This window comes from Pseudomonas sp. W22_MBD1_FP4, assembly GCF_052113765.1.
In the GTDB taxonomy this organism is placed as follows: Bacteria; Pseudomonadota; Gammaproteobacteria; order Pseudomonadales; family Pseudomonadaceae; genus Aquipseudomonas; species Aquipseudomonas sivasensis.
The window spans coordinates 92,168-107,176 of the sequence record NZ_JBGQOI010000017.1 but is presented as its reverse complement, the minus strand read 5'-3'; the positions used below and the strand labels follow the sequence as shown (position 1 = coordinate 107,176).

Annotated in this window: 14 protein-coding genes; 13 read left to right on the top strand and 1 reads right to left on the bottom strand. The window is 62.5% G+C overall.

Annotated elements, in window-relative coordinates; translation table 11 throughout:
- Nucleotides 1-34: 34 nt before the first annotated feature.
- Nucleotides 35-649 carry a TetR/AcrR family transcriptional regulator gene (locus ACEN2T_RS21265; protein ID WP_032887231.1) on the top strand — a complete coding sequence of 205 codons (615 nt, stop codon included), beginning with the start codon at nt 35-37 and terminating at the stop codon, nt 647-649.
- A 61-nt stretch (nt 650-710) separates the two neighbouring features.
- Here the strand turns inward: ACEN2T_RS21265 and ACEN2T_RS21260 are convergent, their stop codons facing one another.
- Nucleotides 711-3,464 (bottom strand): glycoside hydrolase family 3 C-terminal domain-containing protein, encoded by a 2,754-nt coding sequence (locus ACEN2T_RS21260; protein WP_442117484.1) that lies wholly within the window; start codon nt 3,462-3,464, stop codon nt 711-713.
- A 488-nt stretch (nt 3,465-3,952) separates the two neighbouring features.
- On the opposite strand from ACEN2T_RS21260, the gene ACEN2T_RS21255 reads away from it, so the two are divergent.
- The 12 genes from ACEN2T_RS21255 to gspD all read left to right on the top strand — a co-directional run bounded on the left by ACEN2T_RS21255 (nt 3,953) and on the right by gspD (nt 14,147).
- Nucleotides 3,953-4,177, top strand: a complete 225-nt coding sequence (locus ACEN2T_RS21255; protein ID WP_032887233.1) for a hypothetical protein — start codon at nt 3,953-3,955, stop codon at nt 4,175-4,177.
- Between the two features lie 128 nt (nt 4,178-4,305).
- Nucleotides 4,306-6,000 carry a type II secretion system ATPase GspE gene (gspE, locus tag ACEN2T_RS21250; RefSeq protein ID WP_032887234.1) on the top strand — a complete coding sequence of 565 codons (1,695 nt, stop codon included), beginning with the start codon at nt 4,306-4,308 and terminating at the stop codon, nt 5,998-6,000.
- A complete protein-coding gene (gene gspF / locus ACEN2T_RS21245) occupies nt 5,997-7,199 on the top strand; it encodes a type II secretion system inner membrane protein GspF (protein WP_122680549.1) in 1,203 nt (400 codons plus the stop codon). The genes gspE and gspF overlap by 4 nt, the downstream gene beginning before the upstream one ends.
- Nucleotides 7,200-7,219: 20 nt before the next feature.
- On the top strand, nt 7,220-7,636 hold the full coding sequence (gene gspG, locus ACEN2T_RS21240) for a type II secretion system major pseudopilin GspG (protein ID WP_095185610.1): 417 nt from the start codon (nt 7,220-7,222) through the stop codon (nt 7,634-7,636).
- 9 nt (nt 7,637-7,645) lie between these two features.
- The gene (locus ACEN2T_RS21235) at nt 7,646-8,077 is read left to right on the top strand and encodes a prepilin-type N-terminal cleavage/methylation domain-containing protein (protein WP_032887238.1); all 432 of its coding nucleotides are present in this window, start codon (nt 7,646-7,648) and stop codon (nt 8,075-8,077) included.
- Nucleotides 8,074-8,436: a type II secretion system protein gene (locus tag ACEN2T_RS21230; protein WP_442117483.1), complete on the top strand. Its 363-nt coding sequence runs from the start codon at nt 8,074-8,076 to the stop codon at nt 8,434-8,436. Before ACEN2T_RS21235 ends, ACEN2T_RS21230 begins: the two co-directional genes overlap by 4 nt.
- Entirely contained in the window at nt 8,433-9,062 is a 630-nt protein-coding gene (locus ACEN2T_RS21225; protein WP_032887241.1) for a prepilin-type N-terminal cleavage/methylation domain-containing protein, read from the top strand. Before ACEN2T_RS21230 ends, ACEN2T_RS21225 begins: the two co-directional genes overlap by 4 nt.
- Nucleotides 9,059-9,784 (top strand): hypothetical protein, encoded by a 726-nt coding sequence (locus tag ACEN2T_RS21220; RefSeq protein ID WP_032887242.1) that lies wholly within the window; start codon nt 9,059-9,061, stop codon nt 9,782-9,784. The genes ACEN2T_RS21225 and ACEN2T_RS21220 overlap by 4 nt, the downstream gene beginning before the upstream one ends.
- Nucleotides 9,781-10,824: a PilN domain-containing protein gene (locus ACEN2T_RS21215; protein WP_032887243.1), complete on the top strand. Its 1,044-nt coding sequence runs from the start codon at nt 9,781-9,783 to the stop codon at nt 10,822-10,824. The genes ACEN2T_RS21220 and ACEN2T_RS21215 overlap by 4 nt, the downstream gene beginning before the upstream one ends.
- Entirely contained in the window at nt 10,799-11,410 is a 612-nt protein-coding gene (gene gspM / locus ACEN2T_RS21210; protein WP_095185613.1) for a type II secretion system protein GspM, read from the top strand. Before ACEN2T_RS21215 ends, gspM begins: the two co-directional genes overlap by 26 nt.
- Nucleotides 11,407-11,931, top strand: coding sequence for a general secretion pathway protein GspN (locus ACEN2T_RS21205; RefSeq protein WP_099600901.1), 525 nt, complete (start codon nt 11,407-11,409; stop codon nt 11,929-11,931). The genes gspM and ACEN2T_RS21205 overlap by 4 nt, the downstream gene beginning before the upstream one ends.
- Nucleotides 11,928-14,147 (top strand): type II secretion system secretin GspD, encoded by a 2,220-nt coding sequence (gene gspD, locus ACEN2T_RS21200; protein ID WP_442117482.1) that lies wholly within the window; start codon nt 11,928-11,930, stop codon nt 14,145-14,147. The genes ACEN2T_RS21205 and gspD overlap by 4 nt, the downstream gene beginning before the upstream one ends.
- Nucleotides 14,148-15,009 lie beyond the last annotated feature (862 nt).

The following is a 15,009-nucleotide window of genomic DNA, read 5'->3' as shown; positions in this document are numbered from 1 at the left end:
ATACGGTGCAAGCCTCTTCCTCCAGGACTTTTCCATGACCGAGTCGCCGCCGAAAACCCGCCGCGCACCCAAAGGTGAAAAACGCCGCGAAGAGCTGCTGGATGCGGCCTTGCAAGTGTTTTCCCTGGAAGGCTACAGCGGTGCCTCGATGGCGCAGGTGGCGGGGATCGTAGGGATTTCCGTGGCCGGGTTGCTGCACCATTTTCCGAGCAAGATCTCGCTGTTGATGGGCGTGTTGCAGCGGCGTGATGAGGTCAATCAGCGGATTGCCGATGAAGTGCGTGCGGAGAAAACCCTCAATGGTTTGCTCGGCAGCCTGCGCGCAATCAATCGTTCAAATGCCACGGCGCCTGGCGTGGTGCGCGCGTTTACCATCTTGAATGCCGAAAGTCTGTTGGATACCCAGCCGGCCTGGGCGTGGTTCCAGGCGCGCTACGCGGCGATTCACCAACGCATGCAAGGACAGTTTGCCGACCTGGTGGCGGCGGGGGAGGTGCGCGGCGACGTCGACATCGCCGGGCTGGTGGAGGAGATTCTGGCCATGATGGATGGCCTGCAGATCCAGTGGTTGCGGTTTCCCGAGCAGGTGGATCTGGTGGCGCGCTTCGACGCCTACATTGCGCGGGTTGAAGCGGCCATTCGAACCTGAGTCAAACACAGTCAAAAATGTGGGAGGGGGCTTGCCCATCCCACATTAGACCGAGTCGGGATCAGTTACCGGCAGCACTGCCCTGGCTGCTGTCATCGCTCATGTCATAGCCATCACCTTCACTGGTGCCGCTGTCGCCTTCATTCTGATGCAGCACACCGCCAGTCTTCACCTGTGGCAGCTCACGCAACGTCGAATTGAGCGCTGAACGCGGCAACGGGTTGCTGGTGGTCGTCGACAGTTCCTGGCGGAACGGGTTGACCAGCTTGGCGTTCAGGCGAATGTCCTGAGACGACGCGCCCACCGACAAGTTGAAGCTGTCGGCGTCCACCACCCATTGCTTGCTCTTGACGTCGTAGTAGGCCAGCGAGCGATCGTTAAGCTCGATGGTCACGCGCTTGCTCTCGCCCGGCTTCAAGAACACTTTCTTGTAGCCCTTGAGTTCCTTGAGCGCCCGCTCGACTTTCGGATTGCTCTGGCCCACGTACAGCTCGGCGACTTCGGCGCCCGCCACCTTACCGGTGTTGGCCAGGTCGAACGACACCTTGATCGGCGCCCCTGCAACTGCAACCCCTGGCGTCACGCTGATGTTGCTGTAGCCGAAGGTGGTGTACGACAAGCCATAGCCGAACGGGTAGAGCGGCTTGATGCCTTTTTTCTCGTAACCGCGATAGCCCAGGAACAGGTCGTCCTTGTAGCTCATCTCAGCCAGGGTTTCCTGGTTGTCGAACTTGGGGAAGGTCGCGTAGATCGGGTTGTCTTCGATGTTGCGCTCGATGCTGATTGGCAACTTGGCCGACGGGTTGACCTTGCCCAGCAGGATCTCCGCCAATGCCTGGCCGCCGTTCTGCCCAGGGTAGAACGCATGCAATGCGGCCGGTACCTGGTCGATCCAGTCGCTCATTTTCAACCCGGTGCCGCCGTGCAGGGTGACGACAGTATTGGGGTTGACCTTGGCGATGCTCTGGATCAGTTGGCCCTGGAACTCCGGCAGGTCGAAGCTGTGGTCAAAGCCTTCACCTTCGTATTCATTGCTGTTGCCCGCAGCCACCAGCACGGCGTCGTACTTGGCCAGGTCCTGTGGCGCCACCAGCGAGGCCCAGCTCATCTGCACGCCCACCAAACCGCCCATGGTCGAGAGGTAGCCGTTGCGGCGCGAGTATTCCAGCTTGATGTCGACGGCTTTGCCAGCCTCCAGATTGACCTTGGCGAATACCGGAATGGTCGGTGGGATGCTGTTGTTGGGCAGCGGCTTGCCGTCGCCGTTATCCAGCACTTTCTTACCGTTGACGTAGAGACGCACGGCACCGTCGGCGCGAATCTTGAACACCTGCTCGCCGCTGACGGTCGGGGTGATCTGGCCGCTGTAGCGAATCGAAGTGGCCGCCGTATCGCCGTTCACCGGCAGGGTGTCGGTGGACCAGTCCAGGTCGACATGGCGATCGGTGCGGCTGGCCGCCGGGTCGCCGGACCAGTTGGTGTTGTTGAAGAACTCAGTCTTCACGCCTTTGACACTGTTGCCGTCGCTGTCCGTGTGAGTCCAGTTGGAGGCCGTCGGGTCCAGGGACAGGCCGTCGATAAACTCGACCTTGGCACCCGGCGCCAATTGCTGCAGGCCGCTCAGCTCGCTGATGTAGTTGGCCGCCATCACATTCGCGCTGCCGAAACCGGTGGGCGGGGCGTATTTGGCCAGGTTGCCGACCACCGCGATGGTCTTGACCTTCTTGGCATCCAGAGGCAGCAGGTTGTTCTGGTTTTTCAGCAACACGATGCCTTCGCGCGCCGCGTTCAGGGCCACGCGGTTGCTGGTGGCGCTGTTCATGTTGTGGCTGGTCAACGGCGCTTTGCTGTCGAACTTGTACAGGTAGATCTGCTTGAGGATGCGCCGCACCTTGTCATCGATGGTCGCGCTGCTCAGCTCGCCGCTGTCCAGAAACGGCTTGAGCACCGTGCTGTTCATCTGGTAGCCCATCATGTCCAGGTCGGTGCCGGCCTGCGCCGCCGGCAAGCCGTTGACCACCGCGTTGTAGTCACTCTGCACGAAGCCTGGGTAGCCCCATTCGGTCTTCAGGATGTCGCGCATCAGGTGTTTGTTCTGGCAGGCGAACTCGCCGTTCACTTTCTGGAACGCACACATCATCATCGCCACCTTGCTGTTCTTCGAGGCGGACTCGAAGGGCGGCAGGGTCATCTCGCGCAGCACACGCTCGCTGATGATTTCGTCGAGGTGGAAGCGATTGCTTTCCTGGTCGTTGGCCGCGAAATGCTTGGCGTTGGCCCACACGCCACGGGACTGGATACCGTTGATCACTGCCGGCCCCAGGCTGGCGCCGAGGAATGGGTCTTCACCGGACAGATACTCGAACGCACGGCCACTGTAGGGCATGCGGTACAGGTTCACGCCGGGGCCGGTGACGAACTGATAACCGCCGCTGGCGGTGTCGTAGCCCAGTGCACGACCCAGGTCGATGGCGCGGCGCGGGTTCCAACTGGCGGCCAGGTTCGGTCCGGAAGGGTAGACCACGCCCTGGGCGTTGCCTTCACTGGTGTAGCGCACACCGACGCCGCCGTCGGCACCGTGGATCTGTGGGATGCCGTATTGGGTCAGCGGCTTGACGTCCCAGCCACCGGTGCCGCCGATGTAGGCGAGTTTTTCTTCCATGGTCATCTTCGCCAGGGTTTTGTCCGCGGCCTTTTCTGCACGGTTCACCCGGCCTTCGTCCAAGGCAGGGCTGGTGGCCGCGTGCACCTGGGACACGGCCAGCGCCAGCAGGGCAAACGCCGACTGCGCACCGATCATCTTGCGTTTATTCATGGGGTTTCTCCGACAACTGTTTAGTAAAAATAGGGTGACGCTCGTCACTTTTTCGTGGGCAATAGTTCGCCTTGATCGCAATGTTTAACCGATGGCTAATTGCAATTACTTGGCGGGTTTTGCAGATTCTGTAAGTTTAATAATTGTGTTAATTATTGTTGTGGATGATGTCTTGGCGATATCACGAGATGGCATTTTGAACCGCGAAAACGTGATAATTAAGGCAATTCTTGCGGTTATAAGTCAAACGAAAGCTAATTTTTGCGTGAAATAAGAAATATTTCATTACGATTTTGAACTAAGACTAAACCTACCAGTCGATTGGTTTAAGAAAATAGATGGTGGCATGGCGAACTAGTGGCGTTGCTCGGTAGTTCTAAAAGGCCATGTTTTATACTCGCTGTCATACACAACGCTTTGCTGTAGGGTCTTGAACCGATTCAAGGCGCCACGTGAGCGTTTCGCAGTTTTTTATCTGGAGAATGTTTATGAAAAAGTCCCTGCTGGGTGCCGGTTTTGTGCTGGGCGTTGCATTGAGCGGCGCGGCCATTGCGGCTGAAGCCACCGACGCGGATGCCAAGTCCGGCGCCGCCGATTCCACCGTGTTGACCCAGTCCCACGATGCCAAGGCTGCCAAGAAGCAGAAGGCAGAAACCACCAAGGGTGGCCGACCGTTGAATGGCAGCCAGGCCGCGCCGAAGACCTCGAACTAACGGCGAAACGCGGCCCCCTGCGGGAGGGGAAAGCCCACTCCCACAGGGGTTCCCAGTAGCCCTTTAGAACATCGCCCCTCAGATAGCTACTCATGCCAAGTCCCTCAACGCCCATCAACGCCTGCCAGATGCACATCCCGCACACCGAACAGGTCTGCGCGTGGCTGATGCAGCACGCCGGCTTGAAAACCGTTGACCTGGAGCGCGCCCGGCGCCTGTCCCAGGAGTCTGACGACACCGAATTACTCGGCCTGCTCACCCGCCTGGGACTGGTCTCCGAAGTGGAGTTGGCCCGCGCCTGGGCAGACCTGCTTGGCGCACCGCTGTTGCTGGCGGACGCAGCGCCGCCGTTGCTCGACCCGTTACCGGCCCTGACCGAGCGTTTTATGCGCCATCACCAAGTGGTGCCCGTGGGCTGGAGCCAGGGCGGGTTGCGGGTGCTGGCGGCCAACCCGGCGTTGGTTTATCCGTTCCAGGCCATGGCTTATGCCTGCGGTGTGCCGGTGTGGCTGGCGGTGGGCCCGCGCAATGAAGTCGATACCCTGATCGAGCGCTACTACGGCCAGGGCCGCTCGGCGATGGGTACCCTGATCGAAAACCTCGACGAACAGGGCGGCGCGCTCGAAGACATCGAACACCTCAAGGACATGGCCTCCGAAGCGCCGGTGATTCGCCTGGTCAACCTGATCCTGCAGCGCGCGGTGGAACATCGCGCCTCGGACATCCATATCGAACCCTTCGAAAATCAGCTCAAGGTGCGCTACCGCATCGACGGCGTGCTGCACGAGGCGGAGGCGCCGCCGTCCAGTTCATCGGCGGCGGTGATTTCGCGGGTAAAGATCATGGCGCGCCTGGACATCGCCGAACGCCGCCTGCCCCAGGACGGGCGCATCATGCTGCGCATCCAGGGCAAGGAACTGGACTTGCGTGTGTCCACCGTGCCCACCAGTTTTGGCGAGTCGGTGGTCATGCGTTTGCTCGACCGCCAGACTGTGCAGTTCGATTTTCAGAGCCTGGGCTTCGATGGCCAGCGCCTGGAAACCTTCCTCGAAGTGCTCGAACGCCCCCACGGCATCCTGCTGGTCACCGGTCCGACTGGCTCGGGCAAGACCACCACGCTGTACACCGCGCTGTCGCGGCTCAATACCGCCGAGCGCAAGATCATCACCGTGGAAGACCCGGTGGAGTACCAGCTCGAAGGCATCAACCAGATCCAGGTAAAACCGGCCATCGGCCTCGACTTTGCCGGCGCGCTGCGCTCCATCGTGCGTCAGGACCCGGACGTGATCATGATCGGCGAGATCCGCGACCTGGAAACCTGCCGCATCGCCATCCAGTCCTCGTTGACCGGCCATTTGGTGCTGTCGACCCTGCACACCAACAGCGCGGCGGCGAGTATCACGCGCTTGCTGGACATGGGCGTTGAGAGCTATCTGATCGCCTCGACCGTCAACGGCATCCTCGCCCAACGCCTGGTGCGCCGTCTTGATCCGGCCACTCGAGAAGCCTTCGAAGCACCGGCCGAATTGATCGCCGAACATGGCCTGGATCGTTTTACCGAGCAGCGCCCGATCATGCTCTATCGCCCTCGCGCCGACGCGCCCGGCGGCGGCTACCACGGCCGCAGTGCAATCACTGAATTGCTGGTGATGAACGATGAACTGCGCAGCCTGCTGATGCGTCAGGCCGACGCCGCCACCCTGGAACAGGCTGCCCGTCGCGGCGGCCTGCGCACCTTGCATGAAGAAGGCCTGCGCCAAGCCGTAGCTGGGGTGACGTCCCTGGAAGAAGTGCTGCGCGTTACCCGAGGGGAGGGCACGTGAGCCTGTTCAAATACCGCGCCCTCGACAGCCAGGGCACGCCGCAAAATGGCACCCTGGAAGCCAAGGACCAGGATGCCGCCGTCGCCGCGCTGCACAAGCGCGGTTTGTTGTTATTGCACATTGATGTGGCCGGCGCTCAAGGGCTGCGCAACGCCCTTGGGCGCGGCCAGTTGAACGGTGCGGCGTTGGTCAGTTTTACCCAGCAACTGGCCACGCTTTTGGGCGCCGGACAGCCGTTGGAACGCTCCCTGGGCATCCTGCTCAAACAGCCCGGCCAGCCCCAGACGCGCGCGTTGATCGAGCGCATTCGTGAGCGCGTCAAAGCCGGTCAGCCTTTGTCCAAAGCCTTGGAAGAGGAGGGCAGCCAGTTCTCGCCGCTGTACCTGAGCATGGTGCGTGCCGGCGAGGCCGGCGGCGCCCTGGAAAACACCCTGCGCCAGCTCAGCGACTATCTGGAGCGCAGCCAACTGTTGAGGGGCGAGGTGATCAATGCGTTGATCTATCCGGCGTTTCTGGTGGTCGGCGTACTGGGTTCACTGGCGCTGTTGCTGGCCTATGTGGTGCCGCAGTTCGTGCCGATCTTCAAAGACTTGGGCGTGCCGATTCCGTTGATCACTGAGGTGATCCTGAATCTCGGCCAATTCCTGGGTGCCTACGGCCTGGCGGTGTTGGCCGGGTTGATCGTGACGATCTGGACCCTGGCCGCTCGCCTGCGCGACCCCCGGCGCCGCGAAAAATACGATCGCCGCGTGTTGGGCATTCGCCTCATCGGCCCACTGTTGCAACGGGTCGAAGCCGCCCGACTGGCGCGCACCCTGGGCACCTTGCTGAGCAATGGCGTGGCCCTGCTGCAAGCCCTGGTCATCGCCCGGCAGGTCTGCACCAACCGCGCCCTGCAAGCGCAAGTCGCCCAGGCCGCCGAGTCGGTCAAGGGCGGCGGCACCCTGGCGAGTGCCTTTGGCTCGCAGCCGCTGCTGCCGGACCTGGCCTTGCAAATGATTGAAGTCGGCGAACAGGCCGGCGAATTGGACAGCATGCTGCTCAAGGTCGCCGACGTGTTCGACGTTGAAGCCAAACGCGGCATCGACCGCCTGCTCGCTGCGCTGGTGCCGTCCCTGACCGTGGTCATGGCGGTGCTGGTGGCGGTGATCATGCTGGCGATCATGCTGCCGCTGATGAGCCTGACCAGCAATATATGAACCCTCAAGGACCCACCTCCATGCGCTCAAAACCTGCACGCCGCCAAAGCGGTTTCACCCTGTTAGAAATGCTCGCCGTGATCGTACTGCTGGGCATCGTCGCGACCATCGTGGTGCGCCAGGTCGGCGGTAACGTCGACAAGGGCAAATACGGCGCGGGCAAGGCGCAACTGGCCAGCCTTTCGATGAAAATCGAAAGCTACGGGCTGGATGTCGGCTCACCGCCCAAGACCTTGCAGCAACTGGTTGAAAAACCGGGCAACAGCGCCGGTTGGGCCGGGCCGTACGCCAAGCCGTCGGACCTCAAAGACCCGTTTGGCCATGCCTTTGGCTATCGCTTTCCTGGCGAGCACGGTGCGTTTGACCTGATCTTCTACGGCCAGGACGGCCAACCCGGCGGCGAAGGCTACAGCGCCGACCTGGGCAACTGGGAATAACCCACGACCATGCCCAACGCCCAACGCGGCTTTACCCTGCTGGAGATGCTGGTGGTGATCGTCTTGATCAGCATCGCGGCCGGGTTGGTCGGTTTTGGCCTGCAACAAGGTCTGCGTGCGGCGAAAGAGCGCCAGGCGGTCGGGCAGATCGTCGAGGCGCTGCGCAGCACGCGGGCCCGGGCGATTGTCGGTGGCACCACTGAAAGCACCGTCTTCGATTTGCGCGACTTGAGTTTCCAGGCGCCCGGTCGCCCGAAAAAACACTGGCCCGCCGAGCTACAGGTAACGCTGCACACCGCCGAGCAAGCGGGCTCGGCGGTGGATTTCTATCCTGATGGCAGCTCCACCGGCGGCAACGTGCTGCTGGTCAACGGCAGCCGACGTTGGCGCATCGACATTGGCTGGCTGACCGGCAGCGTCCAGTCCAAGGCCCTGCCATGAAGGACCAGCGCGGTTTTACCCTGTTGGAAATGCTCGCCGCGCTGACGCTGATGGCGATCTGTAGCACGGTGCTGCTGGTCGCCTTCGGCCAGAGCGCGCGCTCGTTGTTGCAGGTAGCCGATAGCGACCGTCTCACCCATGCCGCCTTGAGCGTAATGGATCAGGAGGGCACCGGGCCTCTGGCGAGCGGCACGCGCCAGGGCGAAATGGACGGCATCGCCTGGCAACTGCGCATCGCCCAACAGCCCAGCCGCATCGGCCAGGCGCATTTGTTTCGCCTGGACCTGAGTGTCAGCGAAGGCCCGCGCCAGGCCAGCTTCAGCACCTTGAAACTGCGCGCCGCCGGGGCTGGATTATGAAGCGGCGCCAGCAGGGCTTTACCCTGCTCGAAATCATGATCGTGCTCAGCCTGCTGGGGGTGCTGCTGACCCTGGTCGGCGGCGCGTTGCTCGGTGCCAATCGCGCGGTACTCAAGGCCCAGCGCTACACGGTCAGCCTGGATGAAATGCGTGCTGCCCAGCAGTTTTTGCGCACCGCCATCAGCGAGGCGTTACCGCTGGATGTGACCGAGGACGACAGCCAGGTCGATGGTTTTTTCGCGGGCGGACCGCAGCGCATGCAGTTTGTGGCGACCTTGCCCGGTGTGCTCGGTGGCGGCATTCAGCGTTTCACCCTGCAACTGACTGGCCCTGAGGCGCAGCGTGATTTGCAGGTGGCGTTTGCGCGGTTTGAGTCTCTGGCGCAGGTCAGCGTGCCGGCGTCACGCAGCGAGCCACAGGTGTTGCTCAAAGGCGTCGAAGACCTGCAATTCAGCTATCGCGGCTTGTCGCCCAAGGGCCAGGCCACCGGCTGGATCAGTGAGTGGCCGTGGACCAAACGCCTGCCCTACGCGGTGCGGATTGCCGCCCGCGTCGACGGCCCGGTGCCGTGGGTGACCCAGGTGGTTGCTTTGCGCCTGAACCTGTCCGGCGGGGCGCCCGAATGATCAAGCACCAACGGGGTGTGGCCCTGCTGCTGGTGCTCTGGGTGCTGGCCTTGCTCAGTTTGTTGCTGGGCGGGCTGGCCGGTTGGGTACAGCTGGAAACGCGCCAGGCCGCGTGGCATCGCCAGCACACCCAGGCCGTGCTGGCGGCGGAGGCGGGCGTGGCGCTGGCGATGCAAGCCGTGGCCGACCCGTTACAGCGCAAACAGTGGATTGCCGACGGGCGTGAAATCCCGCTGGTGTTCGACGACGCCCAACTGCACGTGAGCCTGCGCAGCGAGCGCGGCAAGTTGTACCTCAACAGCGCCGAAGTGGGGGATTTTGCCCGCTTGGCCCTGGCCTGCGGCGCCACACAGGCCCAGGCCAAGCAGTTGGCCAGGGACTTGGAAGTGCGCCGCAACCAGGGCCTTGCACCGTTTCGGGTGGTGGAAGAAGTGCGACAACTGCCGGGCATGACCCAGGCCTTGTACAGCGCGCTGGTGCCGGAAATCAGCCTGTGGAGCGGCCTGGATCGGCCCGATCCGGCGTTCGCGAGCCCGTTGATGCGCCGTGCCTTGAACCTGCCGCACCAAAGTGCGGTGGGTGCCGACCCCGGTGATGTGCTGGTGGTCAGCAGCCGCGCCCAACGCCCCGGCGGTTACCACGCCGAGCTGCAAGCCACGGTGTTATTGAGCCCCGCGCAAGGCAGCGCACAACCTTATCGAGTACTACGTTGGCAAGAATGAATGAACACTTAACCGCGCGGCTGCACCTGCTGACGCAGCCGCTCGCCCGGCGCTGGCACGGCAGCCTGCTGCAACAGGGCTGGCGCCTGTGGCTCAAGGAGCTGCGTGGCTGCCTGCCGGGGTGGTTGTTGCCCCATGACATTCCCGAGCACGTCTACCCGTGGCCGATCACTGCGCCTGTGGTAAAGCTCACCGGCGAGGCGCGCCAGGTGTTGTTGCTGGCACCGGACGCCGTGTTGGTGCAGAGCCTGCAATTGCCTGTGGCCGCCGCACGCAACCTGTCCACGGTCGTCGGTTACGAACTGGACCGCTTCACTCCGTTCGACGCCGCCCAGCTGTACTTTGTCGCGCGTCAGGAACGCCGCACGGCCGCCCATCTACAGGTGACGCTGGTGGCGATCCTGCGCGAGCGTCTGGACCAGATCCTCGATGACTGCGCGGCACTCGGCTTGCAACCCCACGCCGTGGACGTATACGACCGCGCGGGCGTGCCCATGGGCATCGACCTGCTGCCGGCGCCGTTGCGTCCGCGCCAGCGCCCGGCGGGCAAGGGCTTGCAGCGCAGTCTGCCGTGGCTGTGCGGCGCCTTGCTGATTGCCGCCATGGTGCTGTGGCTCAACGACCGCCAGCGCGTGCTCGACGCCATGCAACAGAGCGTGCGTGCGCAAAAGGCCCAGGTCGCCGAGGTCCAGGCCCTGCGCCAGCAACTGCTCAACACCCGGGGCGCCGCGCAGTACTTGATCCGCCGCAAGGCCGCGCAGCCGCCCTTGGCCGCACTGCTCAATGAACTGACCGCCTGCCTGCCGCCCGACACCTGGATCGACCAGTTGGAAGTCAACGACGGTGCCGACGTGTCCTTCTCCGGGCAAAGCGCCAAGGCCAGTGCCCTGATCACCCGCATCAAGAACTGCCGCAGCCTGGAAAACGCTCAGTTCGAAGGGGTCATCCAACCCGATGCGCAAACCGGCAAGGATCAGTTTTCCTTGCGCGCCCACCTGCACCAGGAGGCCGCCGATGCGCCGACCACTGACACCCCGTGAACGCCGTGGCGCGGCCTTGATCGTCCTCGCGTTGGTGCTCGGCGGCGCGTATTGGCTGTTGATCGACAGCTGGTTCGCCGGCCCGTTGCGTACCCTGGGCGAACAGGCCGAGCAGCTGCGCGAACAGCAGCAACGCTACGCCGGCGTGCTGCGCCAGGGCGACAGCTTGCGCCAGCAACTGGAAGAAGCGCGCCAGGACCCGGCCAGCAGCACCAGCCTGTTGCCCGGCGATGACCCCAGCGCGGTGGCCGCCGATTTGATGCAGCGCATCGCCGACCTGATCAATAGCCGCGCCGGTCTCGGTGGCGGCTGCAGCCTGACCCAGCGCATGCCCATCACCCCGGAGCAGGACGATGCCGAGCCCTATCGCCAGGTCAAAGTCAGCCTGACCCTCAACTGCGCCATCGAGCCCTTAACCGCGATCCTCCATGAACTGGAGTACCAGCGACCGTTTTTGTTTGTCGATGAAATGAGTATCCGCCGCGCCCCGGATGCACCCGCCAGTGGCGGCGCCGGCAAATTGGTGGTGCACCTGTTGGTGCGTGGCTACCTGCAACCGGCTGCCGCCGCGCAGGTGCGCCGATGATCAGCACCTTGCGTCCCCTGGAGTGGGGCTTGATCGGCGTGGCCGGCCTATTGGGGCTGCTGATGGCCGGCATCCTCAGCAGCATCGGCGATGCGCCGCAGTGGTTGCCGCCGCCCGCGCCCGACACACGCGCCAATGCTGCGGCCAAGGTGTTAGTGGCCCCGAGCGCAACCCTGGACAGCCTGGCCGGCACCTGGCAGGCACCGTTGTTCAGCCCCGACCGCAGCCCCGACCGCGCGGTGGGCCAAGGCACTGTCTCCAGCCTGTCGAGCCTCACGCTGACCGGCATCGTCCTCGACGGTGACCTGCGCGTGGCGCTGCTCAAGCGCGCCGACGGCCCCCCGTTGAAAGTCCACCAGGACCAGACCCTGCCCAATGGCTGGCGCCTGGAGCACCTGACCCCCCGCGACGCCCGTTTCGTACTCGACGGCCGCAGCCAAACCCTGAGCCTGCGGGCCCTGCGTTTGCCGCCGCCGTCCAGCACACCGCCGATTACCCTTCCTCGCGAGTCCACCCCTTGATCGATACCTTCCCTGGCGCCTTGCGCACCACCGCATTTTGCCTGGCCACCGCCGTCGCCCTCGGTGGCTGCGGGACATTCCCCGACCACCTCGACCCGGACGAGGCCCTGCTGCACGAAGCAATGCAGGGCACCGGCTCGCAACGTCCGCCCGTGGACCCGGCCAGCGAACAGGCGCCGGTCGACAGCGGCCAGCCCCAGGCAAAAGCGCCGCCCCAGCGCCAACTGATTCGCGGCAACCAACAGTTTGTGCGGCAACCGGTTGCGGCACCGTCTGCGAAGGAGGAGGGCGGCGGCGACATCGTGTTCAACTTTGCCGACCAGCCGATTGAAGCGGTGATCAACAGCGTGATGGGCGATCTGCTGCACGAGAACTACAGCATCGCTCAGGGCGTGAAGGGCAACGTCAGCTTCTCCACCTCCAAACCGGTGAACAAACAGCAGGCGTTGTCGATTCTGGAAACCCTGCTGTCCTGGACCGACAACGCGATGATCAAGCAGGGCAGTCGTTATGTGATCCTGCCGGCGAATCAGGCGGTGGCGGGAAAACTGGTCCCCGAAATGCGCGTGTCGCAACCGTCCAGTGGCCTGTCGGCGCGGTTGTTTCCGCTGCGCTATATCTCCGCCACCGAAATGCAGAAGCTGCTCAAGCCGTTCGCCCGCGAAAATGCCTTCCTGCTGGTGGACCCGGCGCGCAATGTGCTGAGCCTGGCCGGCACCCCCGAAGAACTGGCCAATTACCAGGACACCATCGACACCTTTGACGTGGACTGGCTCAAGGGCATGTCGGTGGGCGTGTTCGGCCTGCAACGCGCCTCGGTGGCCGAACTGATGCCCGAACTGCAAAAGATGTTCGGCCCCGACAGCGGCATGCCCCTGGCGGGCATGGTGCGCTTTCTGCCTATCGAGCGGACCAACTCGGTGGTGGCGATTTCGTCGCAGCCGCAGTACCTCAGTGAAGTCGGCGACTGGATCCACACCATCGACGAAGGCGGCGGCAACGAGCCGCAGATGTATGTGTATGACGTGCGCAACATGAAGGCCACCGACCTGGCCAAGTACCTGCGGCAGATCTACGGCACAGGCGCGATCAAGGACGACACCCCGGCCAAAGTCGCCCCCGGTTTGCGCACGGCAACATTGTCTTCGCCGGGCACCAACAGCACGTCCGGCAGCACGCCGGGTGGCCTGAGCAACAACCTCAATGGCAACCAACCCGCCGCCGAGGATGAGGAGCAGGAGCCCGAAGTCGAGCAGGACACCGCCGAGCAGGGCGCGACCGAAGACGCCCCGACCAAAAGCCTCGACGCAGGCACTCGGATCACCGCGCAAAAAAGCAGTAACCAACTGCTGGTCCGCACCCGGCCGGTGCAGTGGAAAGAGATCGAATCGGCGATCAAACGTCTCGACAATCCACCGCTGCAAGTGCAGATCGAGACGCGCATTCTCGAAGTCAAACTCACCGGTGAACTGGACCTTGGCGTGCAGTGGTACCTGGGGCGCCTGGCGGGCAATTCCACCAGCACCACTGTGGCCAATGCCTCCGGCAGCCAAGGCGCGTTGGGGGGTGGCGGTGCTGGGCTAGGCGCGGATTCGTTGTTCTACTCCTTCGTCAGCACCAACCTGCAAGTGGCGCTGCATGCATTGGAAACCAACGGTCGCACCCAGGTGCTGTCGGCGCCGTCGCTGGTGGTGATGAATAACCAGCCAGCGCAGATTCAGGTGGGGGACAACATTCCCATCAGCCAGACCACGGTTAACACGGGTACCTCGGATACCACCTTGAGCAGTGTTGAATATGTGCAGACTGGGGTGATCCTCGACGTGGTGCCGCGGATCAATCCGGGTGGATTGGTGTACATGGATATTCAGCAGCAGGTCAGTGATGCGCAGGATCAGGCGTCGAGTAACAGCGACACGCCGACTAATCCGCGTATTTCCACGCGGTCGGTGTCCACCCAAGTGGCGGTGCAGAGTGGGCAGACGGTGTTGCTGGGCGGGTTGATCAAGCAGGACAACGCCGAGTCGGTGAGTGCAGTGCCTTACCTTGGAAAGATCCCGGGGTTGCGGTGGTTGTTTGGGAATACGAGCAAGTCCAAGGATCGGACGGAGTTGATTGTGTTGATTACGCCTAGGGTGATTACCAGCAGTAGTCAGGCGCGGCAGGTGACGGATGATTATCGGCAGCAGATGCAGTTGTTGCGGCCGGCTCGGTAGGTCTGGGTATGTGGTTGATGTGGGGCTTGCTTCTGATCTGCGGTTTGTCGGTGTACATATCCGTTATTCAGGTAATAGCGGCTTATGGTTCCGCTCTTACAGCGGGTCACTTTTGTAAAGGCCGGAATGCCGGCCAGCGTGGTTGACGGGGCGACTCCAGATCAAAAGCAAGGCCGCGGCGGCCTTAGAGCCGACCGCATTCCAAATGTGGGAGGGGCGGTGCGACGATTCGACTTGCTCCCGATTGCAGTGGTTCAGTTACAGCTCTGTTGGCTGACACACCGCCATCGGGAGCAAGCCCCCTCCCACAGTTTGATCTCCGTAGGTCAGACAGATAGGTCCTAGCCTGCTGTTCTGCTTTTGATCTTTATCTTAGGCGCCCCGTCAAACACGCTGGCCGGACACCGAGCCTAGGCGAGGTGCCGAGTGTTGGGGCAAGAGTCCTTGGTTACTTTGGGGTGGGCCGGCATTCCGGCTCTTTTCCAAAGTGACCCGCCGTAGGGGCGGAGCCAATAACCCGCTGTTACTCCAACAACGGATATCCCCCAATCCACCTAACCCCCGCACCTAAAAAAACATCATTATTATGAATAAAGTAATTAATAAATAATGAAATTAGAGAATATTAGCTTATATCAAAACAGCATTATATTTTCAAAACCCATTCCGTTATGTTTGATCGCAACAGCCTACCCCTGACCTCGGATGGTACCCAGCGTAATCAAGATTCTGCGCGCCATAACCGGGTGATCATCCCCCGCAGCAGAATCGTTGGAAGTGAGTTCAACGTATGTTGCCAATTCAATCCCCGCAGTCGCCCTAACCCCAAATCGCCGCAATAGCCCCATAAAACCGAGCACCG

Coding starts and splice junctions, on each gene's coding strand:
- ACEN2T_RS21265 (WP_032887231.1), top strand. CDS start 35: ATGACCGAGTCGCCGCCGAAAACCCGCCGCGCACCCAAAGGTGAAAAA.
- ACEN2T_RS21260 (WP_442117484.1), bottom strand. CDS start 3,464: ATGAATAAACGCAAGATGATCGGTGCGCAGTCGGCGTTTGCCCTGCTG.
- ACEN2T_RS21255 (WP_032887233.1), top strand. CDS start 3,953: ATGAAAAAGTCCCTGCTGGGTGCCGGTTTTGTGCTGGGCGTTGCATTG.
- gspE (WP_032887234.1), top strand. CDS start 4,306: ATGCACATCCCGCACACCGAACAGGTCTGCGCGTGGCTGATGCAGCAC.
- gspG (WP_095185610.1), top strand. CDS start 7,220: ATGCGCTCAAAACCTGCACGCCGCCAAAGCGGTTTCACCCTGTTAGAA.
- ACEN2T_RS21235 (WP_032887238.1), top strand. CDS start 7,646: ATGCCCAACGCCCAACGCGGCTTTACCCTGCTGGAGATGCTGGTGGTG.
- ACEN2T_RS21230 (WP_442117483.1), top strand. CDS start 8,074: ATGAAGGACCAGCGCGGTTTTACCCTGTTGGAAATGCTCGCCGCGCTG.
- ACEN2T_RS21225 (WP_032887241.1), top strand. CDS start 8,433: ATGAAGCGGCGCCAGCAGGGCTTTACCCTGCTCGAAATCATGATCGTG.
- ACEN2T_RS21220 (WP_032887242.1), top strand. CDS start 9,059: ATGATCAAGCACCAACGGGGTGTGGCCCTGCTGCTGGTGCTCTGGGTG.
- ACEN2T_RS21215 (WP_032887243.1), top strand. CDS start 9,781: ATGAATGAACACTTAACCGCGCGGCTGCACCTGCTGACGCAGCCGCTC.
- gspM (WP_095185613.1), top strand. CDS start 10,799: ATGCGCCGACCACTGACACCCCGTGAACGCCGTGGCGCGGCCTTGATC.
- ACEN2T_RS21205 (WP_099600901.1), top strand. CDS start 11,407: ATGATCAGCACCTTGCGTCCCCTGGAGTGGGGCTTGATCGGCGTGGCC.